At 65.5% G+C, this 15,725-nt stretch carries 14 protein-coding genes; 6 read left to right on the top strand and 8 right to left on the bottom strand.

The features are described 5' to 3' along the window. Positions 1–81 precede the first annotated feature (81 nt). The 5 genes from IVB47_RS22155 to IVB47_RS22135 form a co-directional block, all read right to left on the bottom strand. Positions 82–1,413, bottom strand: coding sequence for an MATE family efflux transporter (locus tag IVB47_RS22155; protein ID WP_247464276.1), 1,332 nt, complete (start codon positions 1,411–1,413; stop codon positions 82–84). 1 nt (position 1,414) lies between these two features. Beyond that, positions 1,415–2,149, bottom strand: a complete 735-nt coding sequence (locus IVB47_RS22150) for an MBL fold metallo-hydrolase (protein WP_027570008.1) — start codon at positions 2,147–2,149, stop codon at positions 1,415–1,417. Between the two features lie 78 nt (positions 2,150–2,227). After that, positions 2,228–2,530, bottom strand: a complete 303-nt coding sequence (locus tag IVB47_RS22145) for a DUF6460 domain-containing protein (protein WP_007605031.1) — start codon at positions 2,528–2,530, stop codon at positions 2,228–2,230. Positions 2,531–2,651: 121 nt separating this feature from the next. After that, a complete protein-coding gene (locus IVB47_RS22140) occupies positions 2,652–4,310 on the bottom strand; it encodes a cisplatin damage response ATP-dependent DNA ligase (protein WP_247464274.1) in 1,659 nt (552 codons plus the stop codon). Then, entirely contained in the window at positions 4,307–5,344 is a 1,038-nt protein-coding gene (locus tag IVB47_RS22135) for a ligase-associated DNA damage response exonuclease (RefSeq protein WP_247464271.1), read from the bottom strand. Before IVB47_RS22135 ends, IVB47_RS22140 begins: the two co-directional genes overlap by 4 nt. 66 nt (positions 5,345–5,410) lie before the next feature. Between IVB47_RS22135 and IVB47_RS22130 the strand changes: the two genes are divergently transcribed. From IVB47_RS22130 to pdeM, 4 genes are all read left to right on the top strand, one after another. Continuing rightward, positions 5,411–6,337 (top strand): methyltransferase domain-containing protein, encoded by a 927-nt coding sequence (locus IVB47_RS22130; RefSeq protein ID WP_247464268.1) that lies wholly within the window; start codon positions 5,411–5,413, stop codon positions 6,335–6,337. Positions 6,338–6,451: 114 nt separating this feature from the next. Further along, positions 6,452–7,681, top strand: coding sequence for an ABC transporter substrate-binding protein (locus tag IVB47_RS22125; RefSeq protein WP_247464265.1), 1,230 nt, complete (start codon positions 6,452–6,454; stop codon positions 7,679–7,681). Between the two features lie 103 nt (positions 7,682–7,784). Next, the gene (locus IVB47_RS22120; protein WP_247464261.1) at positions 7,785–10,361 is read left to right on the top strand and encodes a ligase-associated DNA damage response DEXH box helicase; all 2,577 of its coding nucleotides are present in this window, start codon (positions 7,785–7,787) and stop codon (positions 10,359–10,361) included. Between the two features lie 53 nt (positions 10,362–10,414). After that, complete coding sequence (gene pdeM / locus IVB47_RS22115; RefSeq protein WP_247464257.1) at positions 10,415–11,086, top strand: ligase-associated DNA damage response endonuclease PdeM; 672 nt, start codon at positions 10,415–10,417, stop codon at positions 11,084–11,086. Here pdeM and IVB47_RS22110 read toward each other — a convergent pair. Continuing rightward, complete coding sequence (locus tag IVB47_RS22110) at positions 11,083–11,946, bottom strand: LysR family transcriptional regulator (protein ID WP_247464255.1); 864 nt, start codon at positions 11,944–11,946, stop codon at positions 11,083–11,085. The two genes, pdeM and IVB47_RS22110, sit on opposite strands and share 4 nt — an antisense overlap. 100 nt (positions 11,947–12,046) lie before the next feature. Here IVB47_RS22110 and IVB47_RS22105 point away from each other — a divergent pair, with 100 nt between their 5' ends. Next, positions 12,047–12,958, top strand: coding sequence for a DMT family transporter (locus tag IVB47_RS22105; RefSeq protein ID WP_247283137.1), 912 nt, complete (start codon positions 12,047–12,049; stop codon positions 12,956–12,958). A gap of 12 nt (positions 12,959–12,970) precedes the next feature. Continuing rightward, on the top strand, positions 12,971–13,744 hold the full coding sequence (locus tag IVB47_RS22100; RefSeq protein ID WP_247464252.1) for an MBL fold metallo-hydrolase: 774 nt from the start codon (positions 12,971–12,973) through the stop codon (positions 13,742–13,744). Positions 13,745–13,876: 132 nt separating this feature from the next. On the opposite strand, the gene IVB47_RS22095 is transcribed toward IVB47_RS22100, so the two are convergent. Beyond that, positions 13,877–14,647 carry a TIGR02186 family protein gene (locus IVB47_RS22095; RefSeq protein ID WP_247432341.1) on the bottom strand — a complete coding sequence of 257 codons (771 nt, stop codon included), beginning with the start codon at positions 14,645–14,647 and terminating at the stop codon, positions 13,877–13,879. Then, the gene (locus IVB47_RS22090) at positions 14,644–15,561 is read right to left on the bottom strand and encodes a sulfite exporter TauE/SafE family protein (RefSeq protein ID WP_247432338.1); all 918 of its coding nucleotides are present in this window, start codon (positions 15,559–15,561) and stop codon (positions 14,644–14,646) included. The genes IVB47_RS22095 and IVB47_RS22090 overlap by 4 nt, the downstream gene beginning before the upstream one ends. Positions 15,562–15,725 lie beyond the last annotated feature (164 nt).

The raw sequence follows: 15,725 nt of genomic DNA, 5'->3' as shown, positions 1-15,725 counted from the left end.
GATGGAGCGAAGCGCAATCCGGGATTCGATCCGCGGACGCGAAGGCCCCGGACTACGCTTTCGCTCCATCCGGGCTACGCGTTACAGCGACTGCTTCGGAAACGTCTTCCTGTACAGCGCCGGATAGCGCGCGGCCTGCAAGCCGCCGCGCGAGACGTAGGAGGCGATCAGCGCGCTCCACAGCCCGGCATTGCCGAACGATTGCAGCGCCCACCATGTGGCGAGGAAGATCGCGAGCGAGGCCAGCATCAGATTGCGCATCTCGCGCGCCCAGGTCGCGCCGATATAGATGCCGTCGAAGCCGAAGGCGAACACGCCGGGAATGGGCGCGAGCACGACGAACGGCAGGAATTCCCGCGCACCGCGACGGACGGCCTCGCTCGCCGTCATGACATCGATCAAATTCGGCCCAAACAGCGCGAACAGCGCGGACACGACCAGCGCGAAGCCGAGCCCCCATAGCAGCACCAGCCGGGTCGAATCCGCAAATCCCCTCGCGTCGCGTGCGCCGAGCGTACGGCCGCAAAGCTGCTGGGCTGCGTTCGCTAGACCGTCGAGGAAGAAGGCGCTGACCAGCAGAAAATTGTTGAGCACGGAATTGGCGGCCAGCGTGACGTCGCCAGCCCGTGCGCCCTTGGCGGTGAAAAACAGAAACACGGCGATCAGTGCCGCGGTGCGGATCAGGATGTCGGAATTCACCGCCAGCAGCCGCATCAGCTTGGTCCGGTCGAACAGCTCTGCGTATGGCACCGCGAACCCGCCGTCCGCATAGCGGCGGCAGACCATCATGCCGAGCCCGAATCCGGCCGCTTCAGATAGCAGTGCGGCGATCGCAGCACCCGCGATGCCGGTGTCGTAGACCAGCACCAGCAGGATCGTCGCCGCCGCGTTGACGAGATTGATGACGACCTGTAGCGCGAGCGCCGGATTGGCGCGGGCCTGGCCGACCAGCCAGCCGAGGATGACATAATTGGCGAGCGCCAGTGGCGCCGACCAGATCCGGATCACGAAATAGGTTTTCGCCGCGCGCGTAACGCCTTCGCTGCCGCCCATCAGGTCGAACAGCACGGCGGCCAGCGGCAGTTGCAGCGCGATCAGGGCTATGCCGATCAGGCCCGCGACGATGAAGCCGCGCACCAGAATCGCAGTCAGCTCGCGCGTCTCGCCGGCGCCGAGCGCCTGCGCCGTGAAGGCGAGCGTGCTCATGCGAAGGAAGCCGAATAGCCAGAACAGGCAATCGAAGATGACGGACGCGATGGCGACGCCGCCGAGCAGCGCGGCATCGTCCAGCCGTCCGATCGCGGTGGTCGAGACCACGCCGATCAGCGGCGTGGTGAGGTTCGCGACCATCGCAGGTCCTGCGATGGCGAAGACCTGACGGGAACCGATCTTCACGTGAACGGGTGCGTGCATGTCAGAACACGAGCACCATGCCGTCTTCGGCGGCGAGATGGGCGATGTCGTCGAGGCGCGACAGCACGTCTTCGCTCATATGGGTGAGCACGAGGCGTTTTGCGCCGATTTCGGGAAGGTGCTGTTCCAAGGTCTTCAGGCTGAGGTGATTCTTGACCACCTTCTCGTACATATAGGCCTCGGCGATGAAAAGGTCCGCGCCATGCGCCAACGGAATGAGCGTCTCCGTCCATTCGGTATCGGCGCTGTAGGCCAGCGTGCGGCCTTCCGCTTCGACGCGATAAGCGAGGAACGGTCCGCCGGATTCACCGTGCACGACGGGGTAGGGCGTCACCGTCACCGCGCCGAAGCTTTGGCTCTGCTCGGGCGCGAGCTCGACGACGGACAGCTCGAAGCGCTGTTTCGTCTTCGAGGAGTGCTCGAACAGAGCCTCCATCACCGCACGCAGCCGCGTCTCGATGCCTTTGGGGCCGGCGATCGTGAGCGGCCGCGTCCGCCGCGAGAATTGCGCGTCGAGCAGAACAAACGGCAGCCCCGCAAAATGGTCGCCGTGGAAATGCGTGATCAGGATGAGATCGATCTCATTGCAGTCGATCTCGAGCCGCTTCAGCGCCGGCAAAGCCGACGCGCCACAATCGATCAGGAAGTTGGCTTCGCGCCCCGAGACGTGGAAGCAGGTGTTGAGCCTGCCGCCCGATCCGAAGGCGTCGCCGCAGCCGACAAAGCGCAATTGCATCGGCTGCGAGCTCCCTAGAGCATGATCCGGAAAAGTGTGAAGCGGTTTTCCGACAAGATCATGCTCAAAACTAACGGCCTACCTGCGCGGCGCGCCGAAAACGCGCATCAGCAGCCAGATCGGGATCACGATGACAGCGCCGAGCAGGAAGTAGCGCCACAGCCAGTTCACGGTATCGAAGCCGAGATCCCACAACCGCTGGAACAAGAGACGAATGCTGTAGAGAATATTCCAGGGATCGAAGCCGATCGCCGCCAGCACGACGCCGACGAGGATCGAGAGCAGCACCAGGCGAAACGCGACCGCCAGCGGCGAGCCGCCGAGAAAGCGGTTCAGGCCATCACTGCGGCCGGCCGGCAAATCTCTGACGTCGTGGGCCATCTCAAACTCCTCAGGGGATTCGACCCTATCATAGGGCAAGGCGGTGGACATGGGGAACCCGTGAGGGGGCGTCAATCGGCTTACGGGATTTTAATTCGGGCAACCACACGCCCGGGGCTTCTTAAGCCTCAATCTCCGCCGCCTCCGCTTTCAGCATCTTTTCCAGTGTTTCCAGCCGGTCGGCCTCCCGCGGCGGCTTGTCCCAGCGCAAGCGGCTGATGCGGGGAAAGCGCATCGCGACGCCGGATTTGTGCCGTGGTGAGCGCTGCAGCCCCTCGAAGGCGACCTCCAGCACCAGGCCTTTGTCCGGCTCGTGCACGACGTGGCGGACGGGACCGAATTTTTCGGTGGTATTGCGACGCACGAAGCGGTCGATCTGGAGCAGCTCCTCGTCGGTGAAGCCGAAATAGGCTTTTCCGACCGGCACCAGCTCGTCACTGCCCGCGCCTGCGGTCCAGACGCCAAAGGTGTAGTCGGAATAGTAGGACGAGCGTTTGCCGTGGCCGCGCTGCGCATACATCAGCACGGCGTCGATGATGTGCGGATCGCGCTTCCACTTCCACCACTGTCCCTTCGGCCGTCCCGGCAGATAGGGGGCATCGCGCCGCTTCAGCATCACGCCTTCGACGGCGTCCGCGTCTTCGCCCGCACCAGCGCTCGCGGGATCGGCGCGTGCGGCGGTCAGTGCGTCCCAGCTTGCGAAGGGCACGGTGGGCGAGAGATCGATGCGGGAATCGTCGACCTTGCCGATGAAAATCTCCAACCGTTCGCGGCGCTCCGCGAACGGTAGCTCGCGCAAATCGTTCTCGTCGTCGCCGAGCAGATCGTAGGCGCGCAGATGAATCGGAAACTCCTTGATCAGCTTCGGAGACACGACCTTGCGGTTGAGCCGCTGTTGCAGAACATTGAAACTCTGCACGCGCCCTTCGCGCAGAATCAGAAGCTCGCCGTCGATGGCGCCGGGTAGCCGCAACGCCGGCACGAGATCCGGAAAGCTTCCAGTGATATCCTCGCCGGTGCGCGAATAGAGCCGCGCGGTGATGCGGCCGTGCTCGTCGCGGCCGGCGATCGCCTGCACGCGGATGCCGTCCCATTTCCATTCGGCGATGTAGTCGGCGGGATCGAGCGCGGCGAAATCCGTGTCCTCGATCGCATGCGCCAGCATCACCGGGCGAAACGGCGCGGGATCGCGATTGACCGGCTTGTCGGCGCGGCCTTCCAGCCAGGCGAACAGGTCGAGATAGGGCGGCGCGAGACCGGGCCAGATCAGCTCGACCTCATGCGGGTCCTTGTCGCCGAGTGCCGCGGCCGCAGTCTTGGCCAGGCGCGCGGAGATGCCGATGCGCAACGCGCCGGTGACGAGCTTCAACAGCGCCCAGCGGCCGGTCTCATCCAACTCGTCGAGCCAGCGCTCGAGCTGTTTTGGCAGCTCGGTCTTGCCGAGCGTGCGCAGCGTGGTGACGACCTCGGTGAGGGTTGGGGGTGGCGGATTGTTGTGGACACCCATGGCCTTCGGCCACATCAGCGCCACCGTCTCGGAGAGATCGCCGACATAATCGTAACTCAGCCCGAACAGCACCGGGTCGGTGCGCGAGGCGATCAGGTCGCGGATCAGCGCGGGCTTGGCGTGTTTGAAGCTCAGCGCACCGGTCAGCGCGGCCAGCGCGTAGCCGCGGTCGGGATCGGCGACCTCGCGAAAATAGCTGGTGATCAGGCGCAGCTTGTTGTTGCGGCCGGGCTCGTAGGCGAGGCGGTCGAGCAGTTCGGCGAAGCGGTTCATGCTTCGGCCTCGTCAGCGAGCGGGGTCTCGGTCTCCTCCTCGTCGCCGTAGCCGACCAGATCGAGCGGCCGCGCCCGCAAGCCCGTGCTTTGGCACCAATGCACCAGCGCGTCTTCCTGGCCGTGGGTGACCCAGATCTCGCCGGCACCGGTCGCCGCGATCGTGGCGGTGAGGCCGTCCCAATCGGCATGATCCGAGATCACCAGCGGCAGCTCGATGCCGCGTTGCCGCGCGCGGGCGCGCACCCGCATCCAGCCGGAGGCGAATGCCGTGACCGGATCGGGAAACCGCCGGGTCCAGAGATCGGATGTCGCAGAGGGCGGCGCCAGCGTGATGGTGCCGGCGAGCGCCGCTTTCTTCACCTCCTTCACCGGCCGCAACTCGCCGAGCTCGATCCCGCGGCTCTGATAGTAATGCGTGATCTTCTCCATCGCGCCATGCAGATAGATCGGCGCGTCGTAGCCGGCTTGGCGCAGCAGCGCGATCACGCGCTGCGCCTTGCCGAGCGAATAGGCGCCGACGAGATGCGCGCGCTCCGGAAACAGCGCCACCGAAGCCAGCAGCTTCTTGACCTCATCGGCCGCATCGCCATGCCGAAACACCGGCAGTCCGAACGTCGCCTCGGTGATGAAGACGTCGCAGGATACCAGCTCGAACGGCGTGCAGGTCGGGTCGGGTGCATCCTTGTAGTCGCCGGAGGCGACGATGCAGGTGTCCTTGCAGGTGACCGCGACCTGCGCCGAACCGAGCACATGGCCGGCCGGGTGAAACTTCACGCTGACGTCGCCGAGCCGGATCTCCTCGCCATAGCGGATCGCCTGCGTCGAGCCGGCGAAATTCTCGCCATAGCGCAGCCGCATCATGTCCAGCGTTTCCTGCGTCGCCAGCACCGCGCCGTGGCCGGCGCGGGCATGGTCGGAATGGCCATGGGTGATCACGGCCCGCTCGACCGGCCGGACGGGGTCGATATGGAAGCCGCCCGGCTTGCAGCATAGGCCGGCAGCAACTGGCAGCAGGATGTCTTGCGGACGCATGCCTGTTATATAGGTCGCGACCCCGCATCTTCGAGTCACCCGCCCACTTCGCTTCCTGGTTCCCCAATGCCCCTGCGCCTGTTCCTGACCTCCGGCGATCTCATGGCCGACCGCCGCTTCGAGTTCGCGCGCGATCTTCAGCTCAAGGGCGATCTGGCGGCCGCCGCCGACCTGCTGGAGCAGACCATCGAGCTTGCGCCGAATTTCACCTCGGCCTGGTTCACGCTCGGCGAAATCCGCGCGCAAGTCGGCGAGCGCGACAAGGCCATTGCGGCCTTTCGCAAATCGCGCGAGTCCGACCCGAGCGATCAGCATGGCGCCCATTTGCATCTGATACGCCTTGGCGACGCGCAATTGTCCGAAATGCCCAAGGCCTATGTGCAGGCCTTGTTCGATCAATACGCGCCGCGTTTCGAGCACGTGCTGATCAACGATCTCGGCTATCGCGCGCCGTCGTTGATCTTCAAGGCGGTGGTGGCTGCCCGCGTCGCCGCGAAGAAGCCCGCCCTGTTCAAGCGCGCCATCGATCTCGGATGTGGGACGGGGCTTGCGGCCGCCGCCTTCGCAAAACAGGTCGACCAGTTCATCGGCATCGATCTGTCGCCCGGCATGGTCAAGGAGGCGCGCGCCACCGGCCTCTATGCCGAGCTCGAAGTCGCCGACATGATCGAGGGCCTGCGCAGCAGGAGCGATGGGAGCGCAAACCTCGTCGTCGCGGCCGATGCGTTCGTCTATCTCCCCGATCTCGCCCCGGTGCTCAGTGAAGCCAGGCGCGTGCTCGCGCCCGGCGGCGTGCTTGCGTTCACGCTGGAGACTCATGACGGCAGCGGCATCGTTCTCGGCGAAGGCCTGCGCTATGCCCATTCGGCGGAATATGTGCGCGATACGATGGCGCAGGCCGGCTTCAAGCTCCTCACTTTGGAGCAGGCTTCGCCACGCACCGAGAACAACGAGCCGGTGCGCGGCCTCGTCGTGGTCGCCGAGAAAACTTGAGTCTAGGCGCTATATGCGGCGCTTTAAGCGTCATTGCGTCGCAAAGCCGTGACTTCCCACTTGCGAGCCGTGCGGCGATGCCAGCACAATGCGCGCACCAGGGAGAAACGAATAATGACGAAGAATCCATCGCGGCGCGATTTCAGCGCCGCCGCGCTCGCCACCATCGCGGCATCCACCTTGCCCGCGCCCTCCGTCTGGGCTGCCGAGAAGAAATACGATGCCGGCGCCAGCGACACCGAGATCAAGATCGGGCAGACCGTGCCGCATTCCGGCCCCGGCTCGCTCTACGGCGTGCTCGGGCGCGTCGGCGAGGCCTATTTCCAGATGCTGAACGAGAAGGGCGGCATCAACGGACGCAAGGTCAAATTCCTCACCATGGACGATGCCTACAGCGCGCCGAAATGCGTCGAGGCGACGCGGCGCCTGGTCGAACAGGAAGAGGTGCTCGCGCTCTACGGCTCGCTCGGCACCGCGCCGCAAACCGCCGTGCACAAATATCTGAACTCAAAGGGCGTGCCGCAGCTTTTGCTCAACACCGGCGCCTCCAAGTGGAATAATCCGAAAGAGTTCAAATGGACGATGGCGGGCCTGCCGCTCTATCCGACCGAAGCCCGCATCCTGGCGCGGCACGTCCTCAGCGTGAAGCCGAATGCCAAGGTCGGCATCCTCTATCAGAACGACGATTTTGGCCGCGACTTCCTCGGGCCCTTCAAGAAAGTCTTGGAAGACGCCGGCGGGGCCGCAAAGGTGATCATGGAGCAGACCTACGATCTGACCGATCCGACCGTCGATTCCCAGCTCATCAATCTCTCGAAGTCCGGCGCCGACGTCTTCTACAACATCTCCACCGGCAAGGCCTCGTCGCAGTCGATCCGCAAGGTCACCGAGCTCGGCTGGAAGCCGCTGCAACTGCTGTCGGCCGGCTCCACCGGCCGCTCGATCCTCAGTGCCGCCGGACTCGAGAATGCGACCGGCATCGTCGCGATCCGTTACTCCAAGGATGCCGGGCCCGGCCCCTGGGAGGCGGATAAGGACGTGATGGCGTTCGACGCGCTGCGGAAAGCCTATTTGCCGAGCGTCGATCCCGACAACACCATCGCCTACGCCGGTTACGGCCAGGCGGTGACCATGGGCGAGATTCTGCGCCGCTGCGGCGATGAGCTCACGCGCGAAAACGTGCTCAAGCAGGCATCGACCCTCGACGGCTTCCATTCGCCGTTCTTCCTCGACGGCGTCAATTACAACTACACGCCCGGCGACTACACCCCGATGAAGACGTTGTTCATCTCGACCTTCAACGGCAAGGATTGGATCGTGTCCGACAAGCCTGTGACGGAGTAGAGGCGAGCACTGCTGTATCTTACCCTCTCCCCGCAAGCGGGGAGAGGGTAAGGAAGGCCTCCCACCCCTCGACGAACCCCGCCCCACGGCTTACCTGTGATGCGTGCCGCCCCGCATCCGCAAAATCCCGGCCGCGTCTGCCGCGCTGTTGCCCGACCGCTTCAAGGCGTGGTTCGCGGCCCGCGGCTGGTCGCCGCGCGCGCATCAATTGGCGCTGCTGGAGAAGGCGCGTGAGGACCGGTCCGCACTGCTGATCGCGCCCACCGGCGCCGGCAAGACGCTGGCGGGATTTTTGCCGACGTTGGTGAAGCTGAGCTCTGCGCCCAAAGCTTCGGCGACATCGGTGGTCTCCACCGGCCGCAGCCTGCAACGCAGCGGCGGCCTGCACACCCTCTACATCTCGCCGCTCAAGGCGCTCGCCGTCGATATCGCGCGCAACCTCGAGCGTCCCGTCGCCGAGATGGCGCTGCCGATCAAGATCGAGACCCGCACCGGCGACACGCCAACATCGCGGCGGCAGCGGCAGCGGCGCTATCCGCCTGATATCCTGCTGACGACGCCCGAACAGCTCGCGCTGCTGCTGTCCTCCGACGACGCGCCGTTCCTGTTCTCCTCCTTGAAGCGCATCGTGCTCGACGAGCTGCATGCGCTGGTGACGTCCAAGCGCGGTGATCTTCTGTCTCTTGGGCTCGCGCGGCTGTGGCGATTGGCGCCGCAGATGCGCGCCATCGGCCTGTCGGCGACCGTGGCCGAGCCGGAATCGCTGGCGCGCTTCCTGGTGCCGCAGCCCGGCGGCAAGGAAGCGGCGGCCGACATCGTCATTGCCGGCGGCGCGGCACCGCCGCTGGTCGAGATGATGGACACGCGCGAGCGCCTGCCCTGGGCCGGCCACAGCGCGCGCCATGCGCTTCCCGAGATCTACGAGCTGATCAAGGCCAACAGGACCACGCTTGTTTTCGTCAACACCCGCAGCCAGGCCGAGATGCTGTTCCAGAACCTCTGGAGCATGAACGACGACAACCTTGCCATCGCGCTGCATCACGGCTCGCTCGACGTCGCCCAGCGCCGCAAGGTCGAGGACGCGATGTCGGCGGGCAAACTGCGCGGCGTGGTCTGTACCTCCTCGCTCGATCTCGGCGTCGACTGGGGCGACGTCGATCTGGTCGTCAATATCGGCGCGCCCAAGGGCTCCTCGCGCCTGATGCAGCGCATCGGCCGCGCCAATCACCGGCTCGACGAAGCCTCACGCGCGGTGCTGGTGCCGGCGAACCGCTTCGAGGTGCTGGAGTGCCGCGTCGCGATCGACGCTATCGCGGAGAATGCGCAGGACACGCCGCCACTACGCATCGGTGCACTCGACGTGCTGGCCCAGCATGTGCTCGGCTGCGCCTGCGGCGAACCGTTTTTCTCCGACGAGCTCTACGACGAGGTGCGCACCGCCGCGCCCTACGCCGATCTCACGCGGCAGGATTTCGACGACGTGGTCGATTTCGTCGCCTCCGGCGGCTACGCGCTGAAGACCTATGAGCGCTTCGCCCGCATCAAGCAGGACAAGGAGGGGCGCTGGCGCGTCGCCAATCCCAAGGTGCGGCAGAGCTACCGCATGAATGTCGGCACCATCGTCGAGGACGACATGCTGAAGGTGCGGCTGGTGCGCTCGCGCGGCGGCGGCCAAGGCAAGGCAGGCGGCTCGACGGGCGTGATCGCGCGCGGCGGCAGGCTGCTCGGCGAGATCGAGGAAGCCTTCATCGAGGGCCTCAGCCCCGGCGACACCTTCGTGTTCTCTGGCGAGGTGGTGCGCTACGAGACCCTGGTCGAGGACCAGGTCTACGTCTCGCGCGCCAACGACAAGGACCCGAAAGTGCCGTCCTACATGGGCGGCAAGTTTCCGCTGTCGACCTATCTTGCCGAACGCGTCCGCCGCCTGCTCGATGATGGGCGCGCGTGGGGCGCCTTGCCGGAGCAGGTGCGCGATTGGCTGTCGTTGCAAAAGGACGTCTCGCGCGTACCCGCGGTGCGCGAGCTGCTGGTCGAGAGTTTTCCCCGCGCCAACAAGCACTACATCGTCTGCTACCCCTTCGAAGGCCGGCTCGCCCACCAGACGCTCGGCATGCTGTTGACGCGCCGGCTGGAGCGTGCCCGCGCCAGGCCGCTCGGCTTCGTCGCCAACGAATATGCGATCGCGGTCTGGGCGCTCGGCGACCTGTCCTTCATGATCCGGGACGGCAGGATTGACCTCGACGCACTGTTCGATCCCGACATGCTCGGCGACGACCTCGAAGCCTGGCTCGCCGAATCCGCGCTGATGAAGCGCACCTTCCGCAATTGTGCGATCATCTCCGGCCTGATCGCGCGCCGGCACACCGGCGAGGAGAAGAGCCGGCGCCAGGTGCTGTTCTCGACCGATCTCGTCTACGACGTCTTGCGCAAGCACCAGGCCGATCACGTGCTATTGCGTGCCGCACGGGCCGATGCCGCCACCGGCCTGCTCGATCTGCGCCGCCTCAGCGACATGCTCACCCGCATCCAGGGCCGCATCACACACCGGGAACTCGATCGCGTCTCGCCGCTCGCGGTCCCCGTGATGCTGGAAATCGGCCGCGAGTCAGTTTATGGCGAAGCTGGAGACGAGCTCCTGGCCGAAGCTGCCGACGAGCTCGTCAAAGAGGCGATGGGATAAGAGCAGGTTTTGACGTGACGGCAGGCGCGCTGGGTTCAGGGGATATCGAGGACATGCGCGTTTCGAATGTCAGCATCAGCAGCGTGACGTTCGCGGCCGATCTTTCCGGCGCGCTGTTCTGGGAAGAGCAGCGCCTGCTCGTCGTCTCCGATCTGCATCTGGAAAAAGGTTCCAGCTTCGCCATGCGCGGCGTGCTGCTGCCGCCTTACGACACCATCGCGACGCTCAGTCGTCTCGCTGCTGTCATCTCCCGCCATGATCCGCGAATCGTCATTGCGCTCGGCGACAGTTTTCACGATCGCACCGCGCATGGACGGCTGTCGGCGGAGGATCGCGACGCGGTCGCCGCCATGCAGGCCGGCCGTGACTGGATCTGGATCTCAGGCAATCACGATCCGGCGCTGCCGCGTGATCTCGGCGGCACCGTCGCCGACGAAGTCGCGATCGGCGCGATCACCTTCCGCCACGAACCGACCGGCGCGAGCGGCGAGATCGCCGGCCATCTTCATCCCAAGGCTCGCGTCTCCGCGCGCGGCCGTTCGATGGAGCGCCGCTGCTTCGCCTGCGACGGGATGCGCGCCGTGATGCCCGCCTTCGGCGCCTATGCCGGCGGCCTCAGCATCCGCGACGCGGCGTTTGCAAAGATCTTTCCAAAGAACGGTTTGGTCGCGCATTTGCTCGGCGACCGCCGCGTCCACGCGATCGCCGCGTCACGGTGCAGTTAAGCCGCCTTCGCCTGCACATCGTCGCAGAACTCAGCCAGCCGATCGGCGAGCCGCAGCGTCGCGGGACTTGCGCCCGGCGCGGCCATCAACGCGACTTCCGTCCGGTTGATTGGCGCAAAGCCGTCCTTTGCGGTCAGCACGCGATGGTCGGACTGGATCGCCATCTCCGACAGGATGCTCAAGCCCATGCCGGCGGCGACCGCGGCCTGGATGCCGGCGAGGCTCGATGACGTATAGGACATGTGCCAAATGCGGCCCGCGCTTTCCAGCGCGTGGATGGCGCCGGCGCGGTAGAGGCAGCCGAGCGGAAAGCCGATCAGCGGCACCGAGGCGACATCGGCATGGATCGGATGGCACTTGCTGGTGACCCAGTGCACCTGCTCCGGCCACACCGCAATGGCGCCCTTCTCACCGGCCGCACGCTTGAACAGCGCCAGATCCAGTTCGCCGCGATCGAGATCGCGCGCCAGATGCTTGCTCTGATCGGCGCGCACATCGAGCCGCAGGCCCGGATGCGAGCGCGAGAAGGCGCCAAGCAGCTTCGCCAGCCGATACGCGGCAAAATCCTCGGGAATGCCGAGCCGGATCGCGCCTTCGCCGTCGGGCTGGCGCAGCACGTCGCGTGCCTCCTCCGCAAGCGACAACAACCGCCGCGCATAGGACAGCAGCCGTTCGCCGGCTTCGGTGGGGCGCACGTCTTTGCCGTCGCGATGCAGCAGGACCTGGCTGACATCCTCCTCCAGCCGCTTGATCTGCTGGCTGACGGTCGATTGCGTCCGATGGACGCGCTCGCCGGCGCGGGTGAAGCCGCCGGCATCGACCACCGAGACGAAGCTGCGCAGGAGCTCCAGATCGAGCATGGACGGCCTCCATTCGAAAATCCACTGATCGGTAGTTAATCATTTAATTTCCAAATGGCAAGCGGGCTGTCTAGATCGAGGGCTCAGGAGAATGTCCCTCATGTCGCTCGCCCCTTCGATCTCCGTTCCCCGCAGTCGCTTCAACACGCTGCCGCTTGCGATCGGCCTGTTCTGCCTGCTCTGGAGCTACGCCTTCGTCGCCGGCAAGATCGGCGTGACCCATTGCCCTCCGCTGATCCTGCTCGCCGCGCGCTTCTCGCTGGCCGGCATCCTGATCCTCGGCGCCACGCTGGTTCGCGGCGATGACTGGTCGCTGTCGTGGCGCGATGCCGCCATCTTCGCCGTGCTCGGCGTCGCCAACAACGCGCTCTATCTCGGGCTCGGCTACACCGGCCTGCAGTCGGTTTCGGCCGGCCTCGGTGGCCTGATCGTGTCGGCCAATCCGGTGTTCACGGCCGGCCTCGCCGCGCTTCTGCTCGGCGAAGGCATGACGTGGCGCAAGGCGAGCGGCCTCCTGCTCGGCATCATCGGCGTGACCTTGATCGTCTGGCACCGCCTGTCCGTCGGCACCGACTCGCTGCACGGCATCGTGTTCTCGCTGGCCTCGCTTGCCTCCCTCGTCGCCGGCACCATTTTGTTCAAGCTGCTCGCGCCAAAAGGCTCGTTGTGGATCGGCAATGGCGTGCAGAATCTCGCCGCCGGCATCGTGCTGACGCCGGTCGCGCTGACCTTCGCCGATGTTCATGCCATCGACTTCACGCCGGGCCTGATCGGCGCCTTTGCTTTCCTCGTGCTCGGTGGCTCGATCCTGGCGTACTGGCTCTGGTTTCATCTCCTGAAAGTGTGTGGCGCGACGGCTGCCAGTGCCTATCATTTCCTGATGCCGCCGCTCGGCATGCTGTTTGCGTATCTCGTGCTCGGCGAGCACGTCGAGGCGCGCGATCTGCTCGGAATCATTCCGGTCGCACTCGGCATCTACCTGGTGACGCGGCCCGCCAAATCCGTCTCGTAAAAGGAGTCCATCATGCCCATTTCCATCACCCTGATCGGCGGTCCCACTGCGCTGATCGAGATCGATGGCTTTCGCCTGCTCACTGATCCGACCTTCGATGCGCCGGGCGACTATCAACTGCCGCACGTAAAGCTGGAGAAGACAATCGGGCCTGCAATGAGGCCCGACGCAATCGGCCCGGTCGACGCGGTCCTGCTCAGCCACGACCAGCATTCCGACAATCTCGACAATTCCGGCCGCGACTTTCTCAAACATGTGAAGCGCGTGCTGACCACCGAGGCCGGCGCGCAGCGCCTCGGCGGGCATGTCGAAGGTTTGGCGCCGTGGGGCACGGCGCAGCTGAAAGATCGTGACGGCAGCACGCTGACGATCACCGCCACGCCCGCGCGTCACGGCCCGGCCGGCATCGAGCCGCTGTCAGGCGATGTCATCGGCTTCGTGGTGTCGTCGAGCGGGACCGACACCACATCGGTCTACATCAGCGGCGACACCACCTGGTTCGATGGCGTCGCCGAGGTCGCGCGCCGTTTCAAATGCGGCGTGGTGATGCCGTTCGCCGGCGCCGCGCAAACGCGCGGGCCCTTCCATCTCACCATGGACACCAACGACACCATCGAGACCGCACGCGCCTTCCCCGATGCGATGATCGTGCCGGTTCATACGGAGGGTTGGGCGCATTTCCGCCAGAACAGCGAGGATCTGCGCAAGACATTTGATGTGCTGGGTTTCGGGACGCGGCTGCGGTTGCTCGAGCCCGGCGTGCCGACGGTGGTGCAGGCGCCGTAGTTAGCACCACCGTCGCATTGCGAGCGAAGCGAAGCAATCCAGGCTATTTCCGCGGCACGAAGGCAATCCAGAATCCGTGCCGCGGAAATAGCTGGATTGCTTCGCTGCGCTCGCAATGACGAGCGTATGCGGCTAATCCTTCCGAAACACAATCGACGCCATCCAGCCCGTCATCAGCGCCATCGCCGCGGTGACGAGGCCGTAGATCAACCCGTTCTGCCGCGCGGTGGTGGCGACGAACTGCTCGAAGCCGACCTTGACGATCTCGAACGCGGTCTCGGTCTTGCCGATGAACGCGCCGTCGGCGAACAGCTTGATCTCGACCTCATAGGTGCCGATCGGCACCTCCGCCGGCAGTGGAATGCCGGTGCGAAACAACGTTGGCGTCAGGAACGTCACCGCGCTCGGATCCTCGCGGTAGAGACCGCGCTGGGTGCGCAGGCGGATGAAGGCGGAGCGGAACGCGTCGTTCGGCACCACGTCGGCATAGTCGCCGCTGACCCGTTGGGTCAGCAGCACGTTGTTGAGCCCGATCTGCTGGCGCCGCGCGATCTCGGGCGAGGTGATGACATCGAAGGAGCGGTTGGCGAACAGCGCAAGATAGCTCGGCACCGCCAGGAACTGACGGTAGTCGGTGTTGATCCAGATCCCGAAGGTACGCTCCTTGCGCCGCGTCACCATGTCGGCGCGCGGGCCCATCACGGTGACGACGAGATCGTAGGTCTTGCGGTCGGCGCCCGTGGAGGCGTCCTTCTCAACCGAGCCAAACAGTACCAGCTCCTCGCCGGAATAGTTTGGCGTCACCGTGACGCGATGGTTGGAGACCGACACGATCAGCCGCTCGGCGCGCGCGGCGGAGCCGAGCAGCAGAACGAGCAGGACTGCGAGAGCTGCGCGCATCATCCGTTCACCCCCAGCTCGCGGATGGTGAAGAGGTCCTCGGGCCGGATCACCAGCTCGATGGCGAAGCGAACGCCGACCGAGAGGATCAGCAGGCCGAGCAGCAGCCGCAGCTGCTCGCCGCGGATCTTCTGGCCGGCGCGTGCGCCGAACTGCGCACCGGTGACGCCGCCGACCATCAGGATCAGCGCCAGCACGGCGTCGACCAGGTGGTTGGTCACGGCATGCAGCAGGGTCGCAAACAGCATCGTGACCAGCGTCAGGACCATCGAGGTGCCGATCACCGTCGAGGTCGGCACCCGAAGCAGGTAGATCATGATCGGCACCAGGATGAAGCCGCCGCCGATGCCCATGATGGCGCCGATGAAGCCGATCAGGATGCCGACGATCACGACCGGAATGACCGAGAGGTAGATCTTGGAGCGCTTGAACCGCATCTTCAGCGGCAGGCCATGAATCCAGCTATGCGTGCGTCGTGGCGCCAGCGCGCCGCGCCGGGTCCGCATCAGGGCACGCAGGCCTTCGGAGAACATCAGGCTGCCGACGGTGGTGAGCAGCACGACGTAGGACAGTGCGATCATCAGATCGAGCTGGCCGAGCGCGCGCAGCTGCGTGAAGGTCCACACGCCGAGCGCCGTCCCGGTGACGCCGCCGCACAACAGCACGCTCGCCAGCGCGGGGTCGATCGCGCGGCGCCGCCAATAGGCAAGCGCGCCGGAAAAGGACGAGGCTGCGATGTGGCTCGCGACGGAGGCGACCGCGACCGCCGGCGTGATGCCGATGAAGATCAAAAGCGGCGTCATCAGGAAGCCGCCGCCGATTCCGAACATGCCGGAGACGAAGCCGACCGCGGCGCCCATCGCCAGCACGAGGAAGACGTTGACCGGAAGATCGGCGATCGGGAGATAGAGCTGCATCGAGAGACCACGCTTCCCGCGAGACGGATCGGTTGGGCGGAATGCTCGCAGGAGGGCAGAACGATTGCCGCGTCCCTCAATAGCGGAATTCGGCGGCGGGCGGGACCAGGAATTTCGGGCGTGGTGAATGGGGGTGAGGAGGGCGATCGAGGAAGCCGTGGCTC

This window comes from Bradyrhizobium sp. 62 (assembly GCF_023073035.1).
Lineage (GTDB): Bacteria > Pseudomonadota > Alphaproteobacteria > Rhizobiales > Xanthobacteraceae > Bradyrhizobium.
The sequence above is the reverse complement of the archived record's forward strand: the minus strand, read 5'-3'. Positions and strand labels throughout refer to the sequence as shown.